The organism is Micromonospora sp. CNZ309, from assembly GCF_002846525.1.
In genome coordinates this window covers 1,823,066-1,846,308 of record NZ_PJNG01000001.1, presented here as the reverse complement: position 1 = coordinate 1,846,308, position 23,243 = coordinate 1,823,066, and the positions used below count along the sequence as shown (strand labels likewise).

The following is a 23,243-nucleotide window of genomic DNA, read 5'->3' as shown; positions in this document are numbered from 1 at the left end:
CTAATGCGTATTAGCGCTCGGCGTTGGGGAGGAGCCTGGCGGGCCGACCCCGCTTGTGTCAAGGGGTGGGCGAAGAGATTTCGCGGAGATGAAGTCGCAGTAGTAATGCGGATTAGCTCCGGCGTGACCGCTCGGCGGGCCCGGTGGCGGGGGAGCGCCAGCGGGGCTGTGGGGGCATCGCGCCGGGCGGTGGCCGAGCTCTTGACAAGACCCTTTCGGGTCGAGCAACATTCGAGAAGCATAGATGGTAATACGTATTAGCAGTCGACTGAGCGGCCCGCTTCGCCGCTGCGGTCAGCTTGTCGTCTCACCCAGCGTGACATCGCGCCGCCCTGCGGCCTGTCGCGCGACGTCCACAGTCGTCACCGGTGCGGGGAACCGTCCGCACCACCCTTCCGTCGACGGCCCCGCGCCCCGGCAGTTCGCCAGGGCGGCCGGGGCAGCCCCCACCTTCCCCCGACAGAGCAGGAACAGCGATGACGAAAGCACCCGTCCGAGTGCCCGCTCGCGCCGCCGTGGCGGCAGCCAGTGCGGGCATGCTGGCCGCCACCGTGGCCGGTGTCGCTCCGGCCGCCGCCGATCCGGCCTTCGACTTCCCGCGCTTCACCTACGCGGGCACCGCGTTCGACAAGAGCGCCCTGACCTACAACCCGACCGACGAGTTCATCTTCCCGAGCGTCATCCGGGCCGCCGACTACTTCCCCAACCCGCTGGGCACCTACTACCTGTACTACGCGCCCCACGAGCGGCCCGGCGGGATCGCCCTGGCGTACGCGGACTCGATCGACGGCCCGTGGACCGAGTACCGGGCCAATCCGCTGATCGGCAACACCTGGCTGCCCCACTACTCCACGGTCAGCCACATCTCCTCCCCGCACGCCATCTGGGTCGAGGGGGAACGCAAGCTGTTCCTCTACTTCCACGGCGAGAACTCGATCACCCGGTACGTCACCTCCGAGGACGGCATCCACTTCAGCTACGGCGGGACGGCGATCAGCCGCGACGCCAGCACCGGCGGGGAGACCTCCTACGCCCGGGTGTTCGAGCACGCCGTGCCGCGGCTGGGCAGCCGGTACCTGATGCTCTTCATGGACAACCCGACCGCCGCTCCGCCCGGGCCGACGGGGCCGGTGTCCCGGCGGATCCGCTGGGCGGTCTCCCCGGACGCGCGGACCTGGACGATCCAGCCCGACCCGATCGTGACCCCGCGCGGCATCCAGGGCCCGAACGCCTCCGGCCCGTTCTTCCTGCGCTGGAACGGCCGCAACCTGGTGATCTTCCACGCGGCCGACGGCAACATGCACGCCGTGGACGTCGGCGACGACTTCGACCGGGAGGCCCACCTCGGCGTCGTGCACGACTCGATGGTCGCCGCGCCCGACCTCGGGCGCTCGGCCGCGCCGACGTTCTACTTCGACGGCCGCACCGTGCACATGTACTACGAGGCCGGCGGGCGACTCACCGCGACGATCGGCCACGCCGTCGCCACCCTGGAACGGCCGGTACCCACCCGCGAGGTGGACTGCGTGGTGGACCGGCCGGTGCTGTGGCCGCCGAACCACCAGATGGTCGACGTGAGCGTGGCGGCGGACCTGCGCGACGGGGTCCTCGGCCCGCACGCGCTCAACCTGACGGCGGTGACCGGCGGCGACGCCGCGGACGTCGGCGACTTCACCGTCGGCACGCCCGACACCAACGGGCGGCTGCGGGCCGAACGCGACGGCGCCGGCGGGGACAGGGTCTACACCCTGACGTACGCGGGCCACGACGAGATCGGCCGCCCCCTCGGCTGCACCGTGACCGTCACCGTGCCCCACGACCAGGGCCGCGCCTGACCGCACCGGGAAGGGCGCCCGGCCGTACCGCACGGTGCGGCCGGCCGCCCGTGCGTGGACCCGCCCGGCGCGGCCGGATACCGTACCCGCGGCGCGGATCACCCCGCGTCCCGGCCGTCGAGCGGTGGGAGGCATCCGATGCGCCTGCACGTGGGGTGCGCCATGTGGACGCACAAGTCCTGGCAGGGGCGCTTCCTGGCGCACCCGCTGCCGGCGAACGAGCGGCTGCGCGCGTACGCCGGCTGGTGCACCGCCGTCGAGGGCAACACCACCTTCTACGCGACCCCCACCCGCGAGACGGTCGCCTCCTGGGCGCAGCAGACCGGCCCCGACTTCCGCTTCGTGCCCAAGCTGCCGAAGATCGTCACGCACGAGCGCCGGCTCACCGGCGCCGACGAGGAACTCCGGGCCTTCCTCGACGCCGTCGAACCCCTCGGCCCACGGGCCCACGCCCTCTGGATCCAGCTGCCGGGCTCGTTCGGGCCCGGCGACGTACCCGCGCTGGCCCGCTTCCTGCGCGGGCTGCCCGCCACCCACCGGTACGCCGTGGAGGTCCGCCACCCCGCGTTCTTCGACGATCCCCGGGCGGCGCGGACGCTGGAGGAGGCGCTCGCCGCGGCCGGCGCGGAGTGGGTCCCCTTCGACACGACCGCGTTCTTCCGTACCCCGCCGACCAGCGACGCGGAACGGGAGGCGTGGACCAGGAAGCCGCGCACCCCGCTGCGCACCCGCGCGCTGACCGACCGGCCGATCGTGCGGTACCTCGGCCGCGACGACCCCGCCCGTACCGTCGAGGGCTGGCAACCGTGGCTCGACGTGGTGACCGGCTGGCTGCGCGAGGGCCGCTCGCCGACGGTGTTCGTGCACACCCCGGACAACGCCGACGCGCCCGAGCTGGCCCGCCGGTTCCACGACGAGGTCCGGGCGCGCCTGCCCGGGATCGAGCCACTGCCGCAACCGGAGCCGGTCGGGCCGTCGACGCTGTTCTGAACGGACCGACGTACGCCGATCCCACCGGACGGCTACCCGGAGAATCAGGCGGGGGAGGTCCCGCCGCGCTCATCGACCTCCGGCCCTCGACAGCCCGGCGGCGACGTCGGCGGGTGCCACCCGCCTGCGCGCCCGGGCCGGTGGGACGGGCAGGGCCCGCCGGTCGACCTTGCCGTTCGCGGTCGCCGGCAGCTCCGGCAGGGCCACGTACCGCAGGGGCACCATGTGGTCGGGCAACTGCCGCGCCAGGAACGCGCGCAGCGCGGGCTCGGCCACGGCGTGCGGGTCGGCGTCGCGCTCGGCCACCACGTACGCCACCAGCGTCGCGGCGGCGCCCAGGTCGTCGCGTAGCAGCACGACGCTGTTGGCGACGAGCGGGTGCCGGTTGAGCACCGACTCGATCTCGCCGAGTTCCACCCGCTGCCCGCGGATCTTCACCTGGGTGTCGATGCGCCCGCCGTAGTGCAGGTGCCCGTCCGGCGACCACCAGGCCAGGTCGCCGGTGCGGTACACCCGCTGCGGCCATCCGGCGACCGTCACCTCGACGAACCGCTCGGCGGTCAGGTCCGGTCGCCCGGCGTACCCCCTGGCCAGGCAGTCCCCGCCCAGGACCAGCTCCCCGGGCACGCCCACCGGGGCCAGCTCGCCGCGCTCGTCGAGGACGTACGCGGCGACGTTCGCGATCGGCCGGCCGATGGGGACGGTGTCCTCGGGCTCGGGGCGGCGGCACGGCCAGGCGGTCACGTCGATGGCGGCCTCGGTGGGCCCGTACAGGTTGTGCACCTCGACCTGCGGCAGCGCCGCGGTGAGCTTGTTGACCAGCTTCGGCGGCAGCGCCTCCCCGCTGCAGATCACCCGGCGCAGACCGGCGCAGCGGGCCAGGCCGGCCTCCTCGACGAAGAGGGCGAGCATGGACGGCACGAAGTGCACGGTGGTCACCGACTCGCGGGCGACGACGTCGACCATCTCCTGCGGGTCGCGGTGGGCCTGCGCCTCGGCGGTGACCAGCGTCGCGCCGGTCATGAACGCCCACAGCAGCTCCCACACCGACACGTCGAAGGTGTACGGGGTCTTCTGCAGCACGACGTCGCCGGGGCCGACGCGGTACGCGTCCCGCATCCACACCAGCCGGTTGGCCAGCGACAGGTGCGTCATCTGCACCCCCTTGGGGGCCCCGGTCGAGCCGGAGGTGAAGATGACGTACGACAGCCCCTCGACGACCTCCTCCGGCGCCCGGTAGCCACGCCAGTCGACGGGCGCGGCGGGCAGGTCGCCCCCGGTCAGCGGCCGTACGGGCACGCACGGCTCGCCGCCGCAGCCCAGCGCGGCCCGCCCCGCGTCGTCGGCGAGCACCAGCGCGGCGTCGGCCGTGCCGAGCATGAGGTCCAGCCGCGGGCGCGGGTGGGACGGGTCCAGCGGCAGGTACGCGCCGCCGGCCAGCAGGACACCGAGCACCGCGACCACCATCTCGGGGCTGCGCTCGGTGCACAGCCCGACCACCGACCCGGGCCCCACGCCCTCGGCGCGTAGCCGCCCGGCCAGCGCCGCGGCCTCGTCCAGCACCTCGCGGTAGCTGCGCTCCCGTCCGCCCCCGCGCAGCGCGACGGCGTCCGGGGTGCGCTCCGCCTGGCGGCAGATCGTCTCGTGCACGGGCGTGCGCGGCGCGGGGGTGGGCGCCGGGTTGAAGCCGAGCAGCGTGCCGCGCTCCACCGGGCCGACCAGCGTGGCCTCCCGCACCGGCCGGTCCGGATGGGCGGTGAGCCAGGCGCGCAGGGTGTCCAGGCGCTCCCGCAGGTACGCCGGCTCCCCGGGCTCGCGGGCGAACCGGACCGGCACCCCGCCGAGGACCGCCGACGCCCCGGCGACATCCGTCCCGGGCGTGGCCAGCAGGACGTCCACGGCACCGCCCGGCGCGGGCGGGTCCGCCGCGCCGGCCGCGACGACGGCGTCCGGCCGCAGGCGGCGTGCCCGCTCGCGTACCCCCGTCAGGGTGCTGTCGGGGGACACCCGCACCAGGACGTCGCCGCGCGGGCCGCGCACCGCGACCGAGGTCGCGCCGGACAGGCGGTGGCAGAGCACGGCCGCCACCGCCGCGACCAGATCCAGCTCGTCGCGGCCGGTCATGCCGTCACCAGCCCGGCCAGCGCGCGCGGCGTCGGGTCCGCCGACAGCGCGTCGGCGGGGATGCGCACCCCGAACCTGCGCTGCACCTGGCTGATCATGCGGATGAACAGCAGCGACTCGCCGCCGAGGGTGAAGAAGTTCGCGTCCGGCCCGATCTCGGCGCTGCCGAGCAGCCTGCCCCACAGCTCCATGATCTCCTTGACCACCTCGTCCTCGCCGGTGACGGTGGGCTGCGGCGCCGGTTCGGCGACGGCCGCGCCCGGTGGTGGCGGCGCGGCGTCGAGCCAGTGCCGGGTGCGGGCGAAGGGGTACGTGGGCAGCGGGACCCGCCGCGCGGCGCTGTCGCCGCGCACCGCGGCCCAGTCGACGGACGCCCCGGCGGTCCACAGCCCACCGAGCCCGGCGAGGACGTCGCCGGCGTCGGCCCGCTCCGTCGGCCGGGGTTGCAGGGCGAACCCGGGCGCCCGCGACCCGCCCTGCCGGGCCGTACCGGTCAGCGCGGTGCCCGGCCCGACCTCGACCAGGACCGGGTCGGGCAGGCCCAGCCCGGTCAGCAGCGCGTCGTGGTAGCGCACCGGGCTGCGTAGCTGCGCGCCCCAGTAGCCCTCGGCGCGCGGCAGACCCTTGCCCAGCAGCGTGCCGTCGACCGTGCTGATCACCGGGACGGTCCGGGGCCGCCGGGCGACGCCGTCGGCCTGGGCGCCGAGCAGCCGCGCCGCGTCGGCCATCATCCGCGAGTGGAAGGCGCGCTGCGCGGGCAGCGCCCGGCAGTGCACCCCCGCCGCGTCGAGGCGTTCCCGCAACGCGGCCAGTGGTGCCACCGGCCCGGCCACCACCGTGAACTCGGGGGCGTTGCGGGCGGCGACGTCGAGGTCGTCCAGCCCCGCGAGGTGCTCCTGGAGGGCCGACGGCGGCGCGAGCACGGCCAGCATGGCGCCCTCGGGCGCGTCCTGCATCAGCCTGCCGCGGGTCGCGACCAGGCGCAGCATGTCGTCGGCGGCCAGCTCGCCGGCCAGCGCCGCCGCCGCGAACTCGCCGACGGAGTGACCGATCAGCGCCGCCGGGCGTACGCCCCACGACACCAGCAGCCGACCGAGCGCGAGCTCGTGCAGCGCCAGCGCGGGCTGGGTGACGTCGGTGCGGTGTACGAGCCCGTGCGGGTCGTCGTCGACCAGCACGTCGCGCAGGTCCAGGCCCAGTAGCGGGGCCAGCAGCGCGGCGCCGTGGTCGAGCTCCGCCCGGAAGGACGGATAGCGGTCGTAGAGGCCCCGCGACATGGCGGGGAACTCGGCCCCCTGGCCCGGGAACAGGAACAGCACGCTGGGCCGGCGCGCGGCCTCGCGCACGGGCGCCCTGCGCAGCCGGGCCAGCGCCGCCGGGACGTCGCGCGCGGCGACCGCGAGGCGGTGCGTGAAGTGCCTGCGGTACGTCTGCGACGTCAGCGCGACGTCGGCGACGGCCAGGTCGGGGCGCTGCCGCAGGTGCTCGCTCCACTGCTCGGCGGCCGCGCGGACGGCCTCCGGGTCGCGCCCGGACAGCACGATCAGCTCGGTGCGACCGTCGGCCGCCCCGGGACCGGACCCGGCCGGGCCGTCGGCCTCCTCCAGCACCACGTGGGCGTTGGTGCCGCCGAGGCCGAAGGAGCTGACCGCCGCCCGGCGCGGCCCGTCGGCGTCCCACGGGCGGGCCACGGTGTCCACGGTGAACGGGGTCGACCCGTCGAGCAGTTCGGGGCGGGCCTGCTTGAGGCCGGCCAGCGGCGGGATCTGCCGGAAGTGCAGGGCCAGCGCGGCCTTGATGAGCCCGGAGACGCCGGCGGCCGCGTCGAGGTGGCCGACGTTGGCCTTGACCGAGCCGATGGAGCACGCCCGCGCGCCCCGGCGGAACACCTCGCCCAGCGCCGCCAGCTCGATCGCGTCGCCCACCTCCGTGGCGGTGCCGTGCGCCTCCAGGTAGCCGACGGTGCCGGGATCGACGCCGGCGGCGGCGTACGCGCGGGTCAGCACGTCGATCTGCCCGGCGACGCCGGGCGCGGTGTAGCCGACCTTCATGCCGCCGTCGTTGTTCACGGCCGACCCCTTGATCAGCGCGTAGACGGTGTCCCCGTCGCGGCGGGCGTCCTCGGCCCGTTTGAGCGCCACCATGGCGACGCCGTTGCCGGGGACGGTCCCGGCGGCCGAGGCGTCGAAGGGCCGGCAGGCGCCGTCCGGCGACATGATGCCCTTCGTCTCGTAGAGGTAGCCGGCCTGCTGCGGCACCGCCACACAGGCCCCGCCGGCGAGCGCGACGTCCGAGTCGCCCGTACGCAGGCTCTGGCAGGCCAGGTGCACCGCCACCAGCGACGTCGAGCAGGCGGTCTGCACGGTCACGGCGGGGCCACCCAGGTCCAGCCGGTACGCGACCTTCGCGGCGAGGTGGTCCTTCTCGTTGCCCAGCACCACCGAGAGCAGCCCCTGGGTGTCGACCAGACCGGGGTGCGGGTACACGTGGTGCAGCGCGTAGTAGTTGAACCCGGCCCCGGCGAACACGCCGACCCGGCCGAAGGGTCGCCCGGTGGCCGAGCCGGCGGACTCCAGGGCGGCCCACGCCGTCTGCATCAGCAGCCGGTGCTGCGGGTCCATGGTCTCGGCCTCGCGCGGCGTGATGCCGAAGAAGGCGGCGTCGAACAGGTCCGGGTCGGCCAGCACGCCGCGCGCCGGCACGTACGCCGGGTCGTCGAGCCGCTGCGGGGGCACGCCCGCCGCCAGCAGCTCCCCGCGCGTCAGCTCACTGATCGTGATCTTCCCGGCGACCACGTTGGACCAGTACTCCCAGACGTCGGCGGCACCGGGGAACCGGCCCGCCAGGCCTACGATCGCGATGTCGCCGTTCATGAGGATGCGCCTGCTCCTTCGGTCTGTGCGTGCAGATGCCGGGCCAGCGTCTGGACGGTGGGGAAGCGGTAGAGGTCGGTCAGCGGGATGACCCGGCCGGCCAGCCGCTGCTGGAGCAGCCGGCGCACGATCGCCAGCCGCAGCGACTCGCCGCCGACGTCGAAGAACGCCTCGTCGACGTCGAAGTCGTCGGTGCCCAGCGCCTCCACCCAGGCGCCCGTGACCAGCTCCTCGAACTCGGCCAGCGACGCCGAGCGCGCGGCGGGCGCCGGCGCCGGTCGCCCCGCCGCGGCGGTGCCCGTCGCGGCGTCGGGCGGCGGCGCCCCGGCCAGCGCGGCCAGGGCCCGCAGGTCGACCTTGCCGTTGCGGTCGAGCGGGAACTCGGCCACGGTCACCCACTGCTGCGGCCGGGCGTAGGGGGCCAGCTCGGCCTCCACGGCGCGGCGCACGGCGTCGGCGTCCAGGCCGTCGGGCGCGGGCTTGAGGGCGGCGCAGAGGCGTACGCCCGTGACCGGGTCGCCGGTGGTGAACACCACCGCGTCGCGCACCCCCGGTCGCGCCCGCAGCCTGCGCTCGACGTCGACCAGCTCGACCCGGTGCCCGGCGATCTTCACCTGGCGGTCGTTGCGGCCCAGGAAGCGCAGCTGCCCGTCCGCGCCCCAGCGCACCAGGTCCCCGGTGCGGTACAGGCGTACCGGCGGATCCCCGTGCCGCACGAACGACGCGTCGGTGCGGGCGGGGTCGCCGAGGTAGCCGTCGGCGAGGCCGGTGCCCGCCGTGCGCAGCTCGCCGATCGCGCCCGGCGGGACGGGGCGCCCCGCCGGGTCGACCACGTGCAGGTCGGTGCCGCGCACCGGCGCGCCGATCGGCAGCGGGTCGGGCGTCGCGTCGGCGTGCTCGACGGACCAGGTCGTGGTGAACGTGGTGTTCTCGGTGGGGCCGTAGCCGTTGGTGACGCGCAGCCCCGGGCAGGCCCGCAGCACCCGGCGTACGTGCGCCGGGGAGACCACGCCGCCGCCGGTGAACACCTGCCGCAGCCCGGCGAACGCGTCCGGCCGGTGGTCGGCGACCAGGTGGAACACGCCGGAGGTCAGCCAGGCGTGCGTGACGTCGGTGGTGCGCAGGAACTCGGCCAGGCCGCTGGGCGTCGGCTCCCCGGGCGGGAACACCACCACCGTGTCGCCGTTGGCCAGCGGCACCAGCAGCTCCAGTGTGGACGCGTCGAACGCCAGCGGCGACAGCCGCATCATCCGCATGCCCGCCCGGTCGGCGAACAGCCCCGGGTCGTCGGCCAGCCGCAGCACCGCCCGGTGCGGGACGACCACGCCCTTGGGCACCCCGGTCGAGCCCGAGGTGAAGGAGACGTACGCGGTGCGCGCCGGGTCGGTCGGGGCCGCGCCGAGCGGGTCGTCGTCGCCTGCCGCGCCCCCGGGCCGCGCCACGCGGTCCGCGCCGGCCGGCGCGCCCGGGCGGTCCGGGCCGGCCAGGGCGCAGTCGGGGACGGTCGCGTACTCCGGGCCGGCCGGGGCCGTGCCGAGGCGGGCGCGCGGCGCGACCGTCGCGGCCAGGTGTGCCCGCCACTCGCCGGTGGCGTGCTGGTCGACCGCGACGTAGTGCGCGCCCAGCTGCAGCACGCCCAGCACCGCCACGGCCTCGGCGGCCGAGCGCGGCAGCTCCAGGAGCACCGCGTCGCCGGCCCGTACCCCGCTGGCGTGCAGCAGCCGCGCCTGCGCGACGGCGCCGTCGTGCAGTTCGCGGTAGGTCAGCGCGCGCCCGGCGTGCGCGTCGACCAGCGCGATCCGCTCGCCCGCGGATCGCGCGTGCGCCGCGAAGCGGCTCCACACGTCGTCGGCCGTGTCGTGCGACCCGCCCGTGCCCAGCGCCCGCAGCCGCGCGCGCTGCCCCGCCGACAGGGTGGTGACGTCGCGCAGGGCGGCGCCCGGCCCGGCGGCCAGCTCCCGCAGCGCCGCCTGGAACGACTCGGCCAGCTCGCCTGCGTCGGCGGCGGTGAGCGCCGACGTCGCGTACTCCAGGGCGAACCGGGGACGGTCCGACCACGACTGGAGGTAGAGCAGCGCGTCGAACACCGCGCCGTGGCAGTGGCCCTCGTGCACCCGCCAGGCGCGGCCCCCCGCGACCAGCTCGTCGGGCACCAGCTCGTGGTGGGCGGCGAAGCCGAGCTGCGCCAGCGGGTTGCGGCCCGGGTCGGTGGCGACGTCGAGCCCGGAGACGACCCGCTCGAACGGCACGTCGGCGTCGGCCGCCGCCTCGGCCAGCGACGCGGCCACGGCGCGTACGTAGTCCTGCGCGTCGAGGTCGTCGCCCGCCGCGCAGCGCACCGGGACGACGCGGGTGCACAGGCCCACGATGCCGGCCATGCCCGCCTCGAACCGCCCCGCCGCCGGCACCCCGAGCACCAGGTCGGTCAGGCCCGCGTGGCGGGACGCGGCCAGCGCCCACGCCGCCATGGCCACCGACGTCACCGTCACCCGGCAGTGCCGGGCCAGCGCGGTCGCGGCCCGCGTGGTCGCCGCGTCCAGGCGGAAGCGCAGGCGCGCGCCGTGGCCGTCGGCCTCGACGACCGGGGGCAGGTCCGTGGGGAGCGTGACCGTCCACGGCGCGCCGTCCAGCCGGGCCGCGATCCGCGCCAGCGCGCCGTCCAGCGCCCCGGACGCCTCCTGCGCGGCCAGCCGCGAGCAGACCCAGTCCGGCGACGGCGCGGGGCCGCTCGGGCCGGCGGCGGCGTAGAGCTCGGCGAACTCGCGCCAGAGCACCCCGATGCTCCAGCCGTCGGCGACCGTGTGGTGCACCAGCAGGGTGAGCAGGTCGCGCCGCCCGGCGCGGGTCAGCACGAAGACGACCGGTGGCTGTGCGAAGGGGCGCAGCAGCCGCGCGGCCGAGCGGCCGTACAGGTCGTGCACGGCGCGTACCGGGTCGTCGTCGGGCAGCGTCTGGTGCAGCAGCCGCGGCTCGTACGGCGCGGGCAGCACGATCCGCGCCTGACGCGGGTCGCGGACGAAGCGCGTACGCAGCGCCTCGTGGCGGGTCGTCAGCTCCCGCAGCGCCGTCCGGGTGCGGGCCTCGTCGAGCGGCCCGTCCGCCTCCAGCGTGAACATCAGGTGGTACGGCGCGTCGCGCTCGAGCAGGTGCGCGGCGAGCATGGCGCGCTGGCCGGGCAGCAGCTCCAGCTCGGCCGGCCGGCGTGCGGCCACCGGCGGGGCGGTGTCCACGTGCGCCACCGCGCCGGCCAGCGCCCGCGCCAGCGGCAGCGCCGACAGCAGCCGGGCGCTGTCCACGTGCGCCCCCAGCTCGCGCTGGCCGAGCGAGACCAGCGCGATGGCCTGGAGCGACGTGCCGCCCAGCCCGACGAACGACTCGGTGCCCGCCGCGTCGCGCAGCCGTTCGGGCGCGAGACCGAGCACCCGCGCGGCGAGCGGCGTCCAGGCGGAGAGATCCGGGGCGGCCATCACACGGTCTCCGCCACCGGCTTGTCCAGCGGCACCTGGCCCGCGACGTCCCGCAGGTCGGCGAAGCGGGGGTTCTCCAGCACGTGGCCGAACATCACCGCGAGGTTGAGTTCCTGGCGGATCAGGGTGCTCAGCCGCAGCGCGCTGAGCGAGTGGCCGCCGAGGTCGAAGAAGTCGTCGTCGTCGTCGACCGTGTCGACGCCGAGCACCTCCATCCAGAGCTGCTCGAACTCGCCCACCCAGGTCCGGTCGTGTACGTCGCGCATCAGTGCTGCCTCTCTGAGTCCAGTCGGGTCGCGGGGGCGTCCAGGTAGTGCCGGGTGGCCGCGAAGGGGTAGGTGGGGGCGGGCAGCCGGCGGCGGCCCGCGTCGTGCACGGGGTCCCAGGCGCCGGCGAGGCCCCGTTGCCACAGCGCGCCGACGATCGCCAGCAGCCGGGCGTGCCGGTCGGTGGGCAGCGCGGGCGCGTCCGGGCCCAGGTGCGCGGTGACGCTCGTACCGACCTCGATCCAGAGCGCCCCGTCGAGCTGCGGCGGCGCCGACGGTGCGGGCGGCTCGGCCGCACGCGCCCGCCAGTACGCGAGCCCGTCCGGCCCGTCCGGTGGCTGCCCGCCCGGCACGTGCACGGGCAGGTCGGCCGGGCCGAGCCGGAGGCCGTCGACGTCCGCGCCGCACACCAGCGCCAGCGCGTCCGCGACGGACACGACCCCGGCCACGACCGCGCACGCCACGGCGCCGAGGCCGGCGCCGGCCAGGGCACGCGGGGCCACGCCCCGGCTGCGCAGCGACCGCGCCAGGCCGACGCAGGCCAGCAGCCGGGTGCACCGCTGTCGTACGGCCTCGTCGAGGTCCCGGTCGCGCAGCAGCGCCACGCCCTCGTCGACGACCCGGCGGTACACCGGGTCGGCGTCGTAGTTGGGCCGGTTCCCGGTCAGCTCGCCGGCGCCGGTGAGGTGCAGCGCCACCCCGCGCGCCCGCGCCCTCGCGTCGACCTGCCGGGGCACGGCCGGCGCGCCGTGCGACCCGGTCAGGAACGCGGCCCGCCACGGCAGCTGTGCCCGGCCGGTGCGCAGCGTGTACGCCAGGTCGGCCAGCTCGCCGGGCGCGGTCTCCGCCACGCAGGCGACGGTGCGGTCCAGGCTGTCCTGCGCCACGGCGGCGGTCTTGGCGGAGACCAGGACCAGCTCGGTGACGTGGCGGCGCGACCGGGGCCGGGTGGGCGGGGCCTCCTCCAGCACGACGTGGGCGTTGGTGCCGCCGATGCCGAAGGCGCTCACCCCGGCGCGGCGTACGCCGTCGATCGGCGCCCAGGGCCGGGCCGTCGCCGGCAGCTCGAACACCGAGCCGTCCAGCCGCACCGCGGGGTTGGGCGTGGCGAGGTGGGCGATCGGCGGGACCACGCGGTGCTTCAGCGCCAGCACCGTCTTGATCAGGCCGATCACTCCGGCGGCGGTGTCCAGGTGCCCGACGACCGACTTGGCCGCGCCGAGCGCGCAGGGCGCCCGGTCGGGCCGGTCGCTGTCGAAGACCTGCCGCAGCGCCGCCACCTCGATCGGGTCGCCGAGCGCGGTGCCGGTGCCGTGGGTCTCGACCAGGCCGACGCTGTCCGGGTCGACGCCCGCGACGCCGATCGCCGCGGAGATCACGTCGGCCTGGCCGGTGGGGCCGGGCGCGGTGAAGCCCGCCTTGCGGGCGCCGTCGTTGTTGACCGCCGAGCCGCGGATCACGGCGTGCACGGTGTCGCCGTCGCGCAGCGCGTCGTCGAGCCGCTTGAGCACCACCACGCCCGCGCCGTCGCCGGGCACGGTGCCGTCGGCCGCCGCGTCGAACGTCCGGCACCGGCCGTCGGCGGAGAAGATCCCGCCGGGCTCGTGCAGGTGCCCGCGCCGCGTTGGCGGGGCCACCGTGGCGCCCCCGGCCAGCGCCATGTCGGCGTCGTAGGTCAGCAGCGCCTGCACGGCCTGGTGCACGGCGACCAGCGACGTCGAGCAGGCGGTCTGCACCGTCAGCGCCGGGCCCTGCAGGTTCAGCTTGTACGCGATGCGGGTGCCCGCGAAGTCCTTGTCGCTGCCGATGATCAGCCCCAGGCCGCCGGCCGCCTCGACCGCGCGCTCGTCGGGCCACACGTTGTCGAGCAGGTAGACGTTCAGGCCGGTGCCGACGTACACCCCGATCCGGTTGCCGTCGGCGGCGACCGGCGGGTGCCCGGCGTGCTCCAACGCGGCCCAGGCGCACTCCAGCAGGATCCGCTGCTGCGGGTCCATCAGCGCGGCGTCCGACGGCGAGTAGCTGAACAGCCGGTGGTCGAAGCGGTCCGCGTCGTGCAGTACCGCCCGGGCGGGCACGAAGTCGGGCCGCTCCACCACGTCCTTGGGCACGCCCCAGCCGAGGAGCTGCTCGGGGGTGAAGAAGGTGACCGCGTCGATGCCGTTCACCACGTGGTGCCAGAAGAGGTCCAGGTCGCGTCCGGCGCCGGGTACCCGCACGGCCATGCCGACCACGGCCACCGCCGCGCCGTCGTGCGGCTCAGCCACGGCGACCTCCCGTGGTCCGGCGCCGCTCCGCCAGCAGGGCCCGTCCCCGGTGGCGCTGCGCCACCCGCGCGTCGGCGACCACCGGTGCCGCCCGTTGCAGGTGGGCGGCGCAGCCGGCGACGGTGCCGGCGCGGAACAGGTCCGTCACGGAGACCTCCAGTCCCTCGTCGGAGAGCCGTTGCTGGAGTGCGATCAGCGCGAAGCTGTGCCCGCCCAGGTCGAAGAAGTTGTCGTGCAGCCCGACGTCGGCCCGGTCGAGCACCTCGCTCCAGCAGGCCCGGATGCGCTCCTCCAACCCGGTGCCGGCGGTGTGCCCGCGCGGTGCGGCGGGCGCGGTGGTGCTGCGGGCGGCCCGGCTGTCGGCCAGCAGGCGGGCGGTGTCCACCTTGCCGTGCGCGGTGAGCGGGACCGCCGCGACCGACAGGATGCGCGACGGCACCATGTACGCCGGCAGCGTCGCCCGGACGTGGGCGCGCAGCTCGCGTTCGGCGTCGGGGCCGAGGTCGCCGACGACGAAGGCGGCCAGCTCGTCGTTCTCCGCCGCGACGGCGCACGAGCGCACCGCCGGGTGGGTCAGGAACGCGCCCTCGACCTCGGCCAGCTCGACACGGTAGCCGCGCAGCTGCACCTGGGTGTCGTTGCGGCCGAGGTACACCAGGTTCCCGTCGAGGCCCCACCTGACGACGTCGCCGGTCCGGTACATCACGCCCCCGCCGTACGGGTCGGGCAGGAAGCGCGCCTCGGTCAGCTCCGGGTTGCCCACGTAGCCGTGCGCCACGAGCACACCGCCGCAGTACAGCTCGCCGGGCACGTTGCGGCCGGTCGGCCGCAGGTCGTCGTCGAGGACGTAGCAGCGCCCCGACGGCAGCGGCACACCGATGGTGCCCTCCCTGACCCGCGCCAGCTCCGCCGTGGGCGCCTCGAAGATCGTGACGTGGATGGTGCCCTCGGTGATGCCGTACATGTTGACGAAGACCGCGCGCAGCCCCGGCGCGCCGGCGACCAGCGACGCGACCCGCGACCAGCTCAGCGCCTCGCCGCCGAGGACGACGTAGCGGATGGGGGAGACCTCGTCGGCGTCCAGCAGCCGCAGGTACGGAGGCAGCAGCCGGTAGAGCGCGCCGGGGGTCTGGAACAGCACGGTGACGCCCTCGCGGCGCACCAGCGCGGCCAGCCGCTCGCGGTCCACCAGGTCGGCCTGGTCGGCGACGACCAGCCGCCCGCCGGTGCTCAACGCGCCCCACATCTCCCACACCGAGGCGTCGAACGAGAACGAGCTGGCGGCCAGCCACACGTCGTCGGCGGTGACGTCGAGGCCGGCGGGGGTCGGGTCGTTCAGCGCGTCCAGGCCGCCGTGCCCGACCATGACGCCCTTGGGCACCCCGGTGGAGCCGGAGGTGTAGATGACGTACGCCTGGTCGCCGGGCCCGGGGAACGCCGGCGCGACCACGGACACCCCGTCGAGGGTGTGCGCGTCGGCCAGCCGGATGGCGCGGCCCCGTGCCAGCGCCCCGGCGGTGTCGGCGGTGGCGGCCTCCACCAGCATGACCGGCAGGTCGGCGTTGGCCGTGATCAGTTCGAGGCGCTGTCGCGGGTACTCGGGATCCAGCGGCACGTAGACGCCGCCGAGCTTCCACACGCCCAGGACCGCCGCGACGATCGCGGGGGAGCGGCGTAGCAGCAGCCCGACGCGGTCGCCGCGGCCCACCCCCCGGTCGGCCAGCCCGGCCGCGATCCGCCCGGCCCACCGGTCCAGCTCGGCGTAGGTGACCTCCACGTCCCGATGGCGTACGGCCACCGCGTCGGGGGTGCGCGCCACGTGCTCGGCGAAGCGGCGCAGCACCGACGGGTGCTCGGCCGGCCGCCGCGTGACCGGCGGGTTCACCCCCTCGGTCAGCAGCAGCCGCTCCGCCTCGTCCACCATGCTCGGCTCGGCGTCCGGCCCGTCGACGACCGACCGCAGGAAGGTCAGGTAGTGCGCGAGCAGCGTCGCGACGGTCTCCGGGGTGAACAGCTCGGTGCTGTACTCGGCCCGCAGGAACGGCGTGGCGGTGGAGACGTCGAGGGTCAGGCCCAGGTCGAACTTGGTCACGTCGACCTCGACGTCGACCTCGGTGAGCGTCACCCCGTCGAACTCGGGGAAGGCGAAGGGGAAGTTCTGCACCGTCAGGGAGGTCTGGAACAGGGGCGCGTGGCTGAGCTGCCGTTCGCCGACGGTGGCCGCCACGATCTGCTCGAACGGCACGTCCTGGTTGGCGAACGCGGCCATGCAGGCCCGGCGGGCCCGCTCGACCAGCTCGGCGAAGCCGGGCCGGCCGGACAGGTCGAGCCGGATCGGCAGCGTGTTGACGAGGCAGCCGACGACGCGCTCCTCGGCCTCGTCCATCCGGTTGGCCACCGGCACCCCGATGACCACCTCGTCCTGGCGGGCGTAGCGCGACAGCACCGAGGCGTACGCGGCGAGCGTCACCGTGAACAGCGTCGTGCCCCGCGACCGGGCCCACGCGGTCAGGCGCTCGACCAGCCGTGGCTCGACGGGGTGGCGCAGCACCGCGCCGTCGGCGCTGAGCACGCTCGGCCGGGGGAAGTCGGTGGGCAGCGCGAGCTGCGGGACGTCGCGCAACTCGGCGCGCCAGAAGTCCAGCCCGGAGCTGTCGCGTGCGAAGCAGTCGCGTTGGCGCTGCGCGTACGCCAGGTACGACTGCGCCGGTTCGGCGTACGCGGCGGGCGTCCCCGACAGCGCCGCGTGGTACTCGGCCGCGAGGTCGCGCAGCAGCAGCCCCACCGACCAGCCGTCGCAGGCGATGTGGTGCACCAGCACCGCGAGGGTGTGCTCGTGCGGGCCCCAGGAACGCAGGAAGGCGCGCAGCACCGGGCCGTCGCCGAGGTCGAACGGGCGTCGGGCCTGCTCGGCCACCAGGGTGTGCAGGAAGGCCTCCTGGATCTCCCGGTCGGCCCACGCGCCTGTCTGCACCTCGACGTGCGGGTGCGGGGTGGGCGACACCCGCTGGGTGAGCACGCCGTCGACCAGCGCGAACGTGGTGCGCAGCGCGTCGTGCCGGGCGACCACGCGGGTCAGCGCCGCGCGCAGCGCCTCGGGCCGCAACGCCCCGTGCAGGTGGACGGCGAAGGCCACCACGTACGCCGGGTTGCCGGGCTGGAGCTGGTTGAGGAAATAGAGTCGTTCCTGAGCGAAGGAAGCACGACCGGTACGAACCATGGCTCGATGGTGGTCTGTGCGACGTCCCGCCCGGCAGAGCGAGCTTCCCCGCTCCAGCAGGGAAAACCTCCCGGTCGGGTGTCGGACGTCCCGCCTTCGCCGGACGCGGCGCGGCCCCCGGCCCGACGGGGTCAGCCGTCGGACCGGGGGCCGGTCGGGGTGCGTCGGGGCGGCCGTGCGGGGCCACCCGGTCGGGGAGTGCCTAGTACTCGCCGCGCCCGAAGGCGGCCAGCTCCGCGGAGTGTCCCGGGTTGCTGACGTACGTCGCGCCGATCGGGGCGGTGACCCGGCACCACGCGTCGAGGCGCGCCACGTCGATGCCGGCCGCCGCGGCCAGCTCGTCGCGCCGGCGCAGCATCTCCGCGCGGTCCAGGCCCTCCAGCACGTAGTCGACCGCGTCGAAGCACGGGTCGCCGGCGCAGGCCATCGGGTCGATGGCGACCAGGCCCTTCGCGCCGCCGGCGAGCACGTTGCCCAGGTGCAGGTCGCCGTGCAGCAGCACGGTGGCGGTGGGCGCGGCGAAGAGGTCGTCGCGCAGCCGCTTCGACCCGGCGAGGTCGGCACCCCGCCGCGTCGCCGAGTTGAACAGCACGTCGATCCAGTCCTCCAGCCGGCGCGGGGCGGCGGCCGGGTCACCCGCGCCGTGCAGGTCGTTGAGGAACGCGGCGTACTCCTGCGGCGACGGCGGTCGCGGCATCTTCTCCACCAGCGTGCCCGGGTGGATCGACTCGAGCAGCACCGCGCCCTTCTCCGCCGCCAGCACCGCCGGCACCCGCCCGCTGGGCGCGAACTGGCGCAGCATGTCGACCTCCTCGCGTACGGCGTAGCTGTCGGGCGACAGCTTCAGCACCGCCTCGCCGCGCGGCTGGCGGCACCGGAACACCACCGAGGAGTTGCCGGACTTGACCGGCTCGCCGAGGTCGAGTTCCCACCGCGCGACGAGCTCGTCGAGGCGTCGGGTCAGCGTGCCGACCCAGCGGTGCGCCGCCTTGCCGAACCGCGGCTCCAGCCGCTTCGCGACCGCTTCCAGATCCAGGGTCATCCCGCTCACCTCTCCGTCGATCTCGCGCCGGCGTACGCGGCGGAGCCGCCCGCCGCCGGCCGGGGGGTGCCGCCGTGCGCCCGGACCGACGGGGCGCCGCCGCCGGGCAGCGGGTGGGAGCCCGGCCTGTACGACCCGACGCGCTCCAGCCGGGCCTTGCGGGCGACCTCGATCGCCTCGTGCCGGTCCGACACGTTGAGCTTGCTGAAGATCGTCGAGATGTGGTTGCTGACCGTCTTCGGCGACAGGCTCAGCCGGGTGGCGATCGCCCCGTTGCGCATGCCGGACGCGATCAGCTCCAGCACCTGCCGCTCGCGCGTGGTCAGCTCCGGGAAGAGCTGCTGGTTGCGTGGTTCCCGCCCGAGCTGACGGACGATCTGGTCGGCCACGCGGGGGCCGAGGATCACCTCGCCCGTCGCCAGACCCCGGATCGTGCGGACGATCCCGTCGCCCGGGCAGCTCTTGAGCACGTAACCGCGGGCGCCCGCCCGCATGGCCGCGAAGACCGACGCCTCGTCCTCGACGGCGGTGAAGACCAGCACCGCGGTCGACGGTGACATCCGGGCGATCTCCTGCAACGTCACCCCCACCTGGAAGCCCGGCAGCTCGACGTCGAGCACGAGCACGTCGGGGCGCAACGACGCCACCGACCGCATCGCCTCCCGCGTGGTGCCCGCCTCGGCCACCACGGTCACCTCAGCCGAGGGCGACAGCAGGGCGTGCAGGCCCCTGCGTACCACCGGCTGGGCGTCGGCCAGCACAACTGTCACGGCGCGACGTTTTGCGCCGTCCGCGACGTCTCCCGGTTCCCGACTCATCGTATGAGCCGGTTCCGGGGTCGAGCCAACGCTGACCATTGCCACACCCCACCCGTCCTAACTGGTTCCGCGACGCCTCCCGGTCCGGAAGGCGTCGCGGAAGCGCCGACCGTGATCGGCGCGAACATTCTGACGGGCAATAGAACAACACATGAACTCGGTGTGGCAACAGCCATGTCAATCATCTGACGCATTTCCCGCGACCAATTAAATGAAAAGCGTCGAAGGCGATTCTCGGTCTGAATGGAGCAGGCCGCGACAGAACGGGAATGCCGGGACGAGGCGCCCGAAGGCCTGCTCACGCGGCCACGGAGGGCCGACCCGGCCGCCCCGGCTAGCGCATCGCCCGCCGGGCGTCCACGGGAGACCTTCCCTGGTCAGCCGGGAAGTCGTCCCGTGCCCCGTCCGCCGTACGCCCTGTCCCGCCCGGCGTCTTGGCCCGGAGGATTGACGCGACCGATCCACCACACCAGGATGTGCAAATATGCCGTTGTCTCGACTGCTCGATTATTCGTCGCGTCTGGTGCCGACCGATCCGCTGCGCAGGAAATTGATCGCGATCCGGCTGGCCGAATCGATCGGCAAGGGTGTCTTCCTCAGCGGCAGCGTCGTCTACTTCACGCTTCGCGTCGGGCTCGACGCCCGACAGGTCGGTCTGGGCCTGTCGGCGGCGGGACTGTCCGCCTTCATCTCGTCGGTCCTGTTCGGCGTCGTCGCCGACCGGGTGGGCGCGCGCCGGCTGCTCGTCATCCTCTTCGCCGCGCTGGCGGTGGGCTTCGGGCTCTACACCCTCGTGGACGGCGCGACCCACTTCTTCGTCCTGGTGGTCGCCGTCGGCTTCCTCGAGTACGGCACCGGCCCGACCAACGGCGCCCTCGTCGGCAACCTCGTGCCCGCCGAGGAGCGGGTCAAGCTCAAGGCGATGATGCGGTCGGTGTTCAACATCGGGTTCAGCATCGGCATCGGCGTGGCGGCCGTCGCCGCGCTCGACCAGCGGCTGCTCGTGCTGATCCCGCTCAGCACCGCCGCGCTGATGGCCGGCGCCGCGCTGCTGGTCACCCGCCTGCCCGACGTGCCGCCGCGTCCCGTGCCGGTGGGCTTCAAGCGCTTCGCCGCCGTACGCGACCCGCGCTTCCTCGCCGTCATCGGCGTCTCGACGGTGCTCGCCTCGCACGTCACCGTCATCCTGGTCACGATGCCGCTGTGGGCGCTCAACCGCACCTCGCTGCCGCACTTCCTGGTCCCGCTGCTGCTCATCTTCAACACGGTGTTCGTGATCCTGTTCCAGGTTCGGGCCAGCCGTGGCGCGGACACCGTCGAGGGCGCCGGCCGGCTCGCGCGGCGCTCCGGCTACTGGCTGGCGGGCGGCTGCGCCGTCATCGCGGTGAGCGCCCTCGGCGACAACGTCGTACTGGTCTGCGTCGCGATCGTCGCCGCGGTGCTGATCCTGTCGGTGGCCGAGGTCATGCAGGCGGCCTCGGGGTGGGGCCTCGCGTTCGGCCTCGCCCCCGAGCACGCGCAGGGCGAGTACCTGGGCGCGTTCGACCTGCACGTGATCACGCAGAACATCGTCGGCCCGGCCGCGCTGTCCGGCCTCGTCATCGCCTTCGGCTTCTGGGGCTGGCTCGGCATCGCGCTCGCCGCGCTGGCGGCGTCGGCGCTGATCATCCCGGTCGCGCACCGCAGCCGGGCCACCCTCGTCCCCGAGGCGGCCACCGCGACCAGCCAGTAGCCGCCGCCACGGGCAGGGCGTGCCGCCGCTGGCCAAGTCGTCGGCTGGCGGCGGCACGGGCGGACGAAACATACCTTCATTGCCGGCGGGTCAACATGTAGACAATCTTCTTCGTTCTGTCTATCGTCAGCACCACTTAGCGATGTCCTTCGATTTGAAAGAGGTCGTCAATGGTGCACTTCAGACGATGGGCCGGCATCGCCACCGCCCTGCTGGCGACGGAGCTCCTGGTCGCGGGCACTGCCGCGCACGCCGCCCGGCCCACCCCGGATCCGGTCCGGGTGAGCGTCGAGGACGCCGTGGCCGCCAAGCTGCGCGCCCAGGTCGACGCCGCGGCGGCGGAGCACGCGGACAGCCCCGCGGCGGAGGACGCCGCAAGCTCCAAGACCCGCGTGAGCGTCACCCGCAGGAACGGCCAGTGGGCCTTCGGCACCGCCGTCGCCGTCACCACCCACGAGAAGGACGTCCACCCCACCGGCGCGATCTTCATCGCCCGCGCCGAGGCCGGCACGTGGCGGGTGAACTTCGACGGCGAGGCCGGGTTCAGCGAACTGGCCGCCGAGTCGCCCCTGGTGAACAAGCAGGAGAAGGCGACCTTCACGCGTACGCCGGGCACCATGTACGCCGGCGGCGACTACCGGACCGGGATGGCCCTGCCCTTCGCGGTCGGCCAGACCTGGACGCTGACCGGCGGCCCGCACGGCTGGGGCGGCTCCGAGGCGCCGTACAGCTCGATCGACCTGGCCGGCGGTGACCAGGTGGTCCGCGCGGCGCGGGCCGGCACGGCGTACACGATGTGCACGGGCTGGATCCGGGTGATCCACGACCGGGGCTACTCCACCGACTACTACCACCTGTGGAGCAGCATCTCGGTCAACGGCGCCGCCGTCGGCCAGGGCGCCTACCTGGGCTACACCGGCACCGACGTCACCTGCGGCGGGGCGGCCTCCGGCCGGCACGTCCACTTCGGGCTGCGGCAGAACAGCGCCTACGTCTCCATCGGCGGGCACAGCATCGGCAAGTGGGCGTTCGAGAACGGCGCCGGCCCCTACCAGGGCGGCGCACGGCACGGCTCGACCTGGCGGGGTGCCGGCGGCGCTCTCTACAACTACGGGGCGCTGGGCTTCAACCAGGCGGTGGTCGACGCCAACGGCGGGGGCGCGGTGAACAAGCGGTCCGGGCCCGGCACCGGCTACGGCCTGCAGGGGTCGGTGGGCGACGGCGCGACCGTCACCGTCTCCTGCTCCGCCAACGGCACCACCCACACCGGGCGGTACGGCAGCACCGCGCTGTGGAACCGGCTGAGCGACGGCACCTGGGTGTCCGACGCCTACCTGTGGACCGGGGTGAACGGCCCGGTCAACGGTTGGTGCTGACCGTGCCCGACCGAAAGCCTCCGACCAGGGTCTCCGCCATCTCGGCGGGAGCCCTGGTCGCATGCGGGACCAACCGACCGCGACCGTCTCGGGCGGGGCGCTGGTTGGGTGGGATCCGGGCGCGAAGAGGCTGGCGCCAACAGGTTTGTTATGGAAACCTATTGGCATGACTTCAGACGTGGTTCCTGCCGGCGGCGATCCCCGCCGGCTCCTGGCCGACGTACGCGGCCTCGCCCGCCGCGTACGCCTGGCCCGGCGGGTGACGTGGCTGCCGCTGCTGGTGCTGGCCGTGGTGACCTTCGGCGCGATTCCCGCCTCCGGCGGGGGTCCCACGATCGTGAGCGACTGCCGGGTGGCCGACGGCGGTGAGGTGTGCAAGGTCTGGGAGCCGGTTGCGCAGCTCTACTGGCTGGCGGCGCTGCTGGTGGCGTACGCGGTGATCGCGGGCGGGTATCTGCGGGTCGCCCGGTCCCGGGGGGTCGACGCCCGGGTGCGGCCGTACGTGCTCACGGGTGCCGCGCTCACGGTCGTGCTGTTCGCCGCCGTCGCGGCGGGCGCCGGTGGGTGGATGGTCCCGGATCCGCAGCTTCTCGACCCGCACACCTTCGTGCGGGTGCTGTTCCGGCTGCTCACCCCGATCGGTGGGATCGGGCTGGCCCTGCTGGTGCTGGCCTGGCTGGAGCGGCACCACGCCCTGCTGGTGTTCGCCCTCGCGTACCTGGCGGTGGTGCTGGTGCCGATCGACTTCGGGTGGGGGGCCCACTGGGGCGGCCGGTGGCAGGCCGCGCCCATGCTGGTCATCACGGGCGGCCTGCTGCTGTCGGGCAGCGCCGGCTTCGCGCTCGCCCAGCGGCTGCGGCGGCCCCGATGAGCGACCCGGCGGACACCCCGGCGCCGGACGCGCCCGCGCATCCGGTCACCGACCTCGACGACGTGGTGCACCAGCGGGTCCGCCTCGGCATCCTCACCGTCGCGCACGAGGCCCGCCGCGTCGAGTTCGGGTTCCTGCGCACCCAGCTCGAGCTGACCGCCGGCAACCTCTCCAAGCACCTGAGCGTGCTGGAGGCGGCCGGCCTGATCGGGGTGGAGAAGGGCTACCAGGGCCGACGCGGCCGTACCTGGATCACCCTCACCCCCGCCGGCCACACCGCCCTCGCCGAGGAGATCGCACGGCTGAAGGCCCTCATCGCACGGGTCGAGAACACCGACACCCCGCAGGACCGGTGACCACCC

Annotated in this window: 14 protein-coding genes; 6 read left to right on the top strand and 8 right to left on the bottom strand. The window is 74.9% G+C overall.

All coding sequences use genetic code 11. From position 1 onward, the window contains the following. The first annotated feature begins 476 nt into the window (after nt 1-476). Complete coding sequence (locus CLT72_RS07355; RefSeq protein WP_144082212.1) at nt 477-1,835, top strand: glycoside hydrolase family protein; 1,359 nt, start codon at nt 477-479, stop codon at nt 1,833-1,835. A gap of 162 nt (nt 1,836-1,997) precedes the next feature. Further along, entirely contained in the window at nt 1,998-2,825 is an 828-nt protein-coding gene (locus CLT72_RS07350) for a DUF72 domain-containing protein (RefSeq protein WP_199184716.1), read from the top strand. Between the two features lie 69 nt (nt 2,826-2,894). Here CLT72_RS07350 and CLT72_RS07345 read toward each other — a convergent pair whose 3' ends face one another. The 8 genes from CLT72_RS07345 to CLT72_RS07310 form a co-directional block, all read right to left on the bottom strand. Further along, the gene (locus CLT72_RS07345) at nt 2,895-4,949 is read right to left on the bottom strand and encodes an amino acid adenylation domain-containing protein (protein ID WP_101410241.1); all 2,055 of its coding nucleotides are present in this window, start codon (nt 4,947-4,949) and stop codon (nt 2,895-2,897) included. Further along, complete coding sequence (locus CLT72_RS07340; protein ID WP_101410239.1) at nt 4,946-7,822, bottom strand: type I polyketide synthase; 2,877 nt, start codon at nt 7,820-7,822, stop codon at nt 4,946-4,948. The genes CLT72_RS07345 and CLT72_RS07340 overlap by 4 nt, the downstream gene beginning before the upstream one ends. After that, nucleotides 7,819-11,289, bottom strand: coding sequence for a non-ribosomal peptide synthetase (locus tag CLT72_RS07335; RefSeq protein ID WP_101410237.1), 3,471 nt, complete (start codon nt 11,287-11,289; stop codon nt 7,819-7,821). Before CLT72_RS07335 ends, CLT72_RS07340 begins: the two co-directional genes overlap by 4 nt. Further along, nucleotides 11,289-11,555, bottom strand: a complete 267-nt coding sequence (locus tag CLT72_RS07330; RefSeq protein WP_089000111.1) for a phosphopantetheine-binding protein — start codon at nt 11,553-11,555, stop codon at nt 11,289-11,291. The genes CLT72_RS07335 and CLT72_RS07330 overlap by 1 nt, the downstream gene beginning before the upstream one ends. Continuing rightward, nucleotides 11,555-13,822, bottom strand: a complete 2,268-nt coding sequence (locus CLT72_RS07325; protein WP_101410235.1) for a polyketide synthase — start codon at nt 13,820-13,822, stop codon at nt 11,555-11,557. The genes CLT72_RS07330 and CLT72_RS07325 overlap by 1 nt, the downstream gene beginning before the upstream one ends. Next, a complete protein-coding gene (locus tag CLT72_RS07320; protein WP_101410233.1) occupies nt 13,815-17,042 on the bottom strand; it encodes a non-ribosomal peptide synthetase in 3,228 nt (1,075 codons plus the stop codon). Before CLT72_RS07320 ends, CLT72_RS07325 begins: the two co-directional genes overlap by 8 nt. 202 nt (nt 17,043-17,244) lie before the next feature. Further along, the gene (locus CLT72_RS07315; protein ID WP_101410231.1) at nt 17,245-18,084 is read right to left on the bottom strand and encodes an aminoglycoside phosphotransferase family protein; all 840 of its coding nucleotides are present in this window, start codon (nt 18,082-18,084) and stop codon (nt 17,245-17,247) included. A 5-nt stretch (nt 18,085-18,089) separates the two neighbouring features. After that, nucleotides 18,090-18,854, bottom strand: a complete 765-nt coding sequence (locus CLT72_RS07310; RefSeq protein WP_199184507.1) for a response regulator transcription factor — start codon at nt 18,852-18,854, stop codon at nt 18,090-18,092. Nucleotides 18,855-19,386: 532 nt separating this feature from the next. Here CLT72_RS07310 and CLT72_RS07305 point away from each other — a divergent pair. The 4 genes from CLT72_RS07305 to CLT72_RS07285 all read left to right on the top strand — a co-directional run bounded on the left by CLT72_RS07305 (nt 19,387) and on the right by CLT72_RS07285 (nt 23,237). Then, entirely contained in the window at nt 19,387-20,634 is a 1,248-nt protein-coding gene (locus tag CLT72_RS07305; RefSeq protein ID WP_101410227.1) for an MFS transporter, read from the top strand. 170 nt (nt 20,635-20,804) lie between these two features. Next, nucleotides 20,805-22,010 carry a peptidoglycan DD-metalloendopeptidase family protein gene (locus CLT72_RS07300; protein ID WP_101410226.1) on the top strand — a complete coding sequence of 402 codons (1,206 nt, stop codon included), beginning with the start codon at nt 20,805-20,807 and terminating at the stop codon, nt 22,008-22,010. Between the two features lie 166 nt (nt 22,011-22,176). Continuing rightward, nucleotides 22,177-22,881, top strand: coding sequence for a hypothetical protein (locus tag CLT72_RS07290; RefSeq protein WP_158241986.1), 705 nt, complete (start codon nt 22,177-22,179; stop codon nt 22,879-22,881). Then, complete coding sequence (locus CLT72_RS07285; RefSeq protein ID WP_101410220.1) at nt 22,878-23,237, top strand: winged helix-turn-helix domain-containing protein; 360 nt, start codon at nt 22,878-22,880, stop codon at nt 23,235-23,237. The genes CLT72_RS07290 and CLT72_RS07285 overlap by 4 nt, the downstream gene beginning before the upstream one ends. Nucleotides 23,238-23,243: the final 6 nt, after the last annotated feature.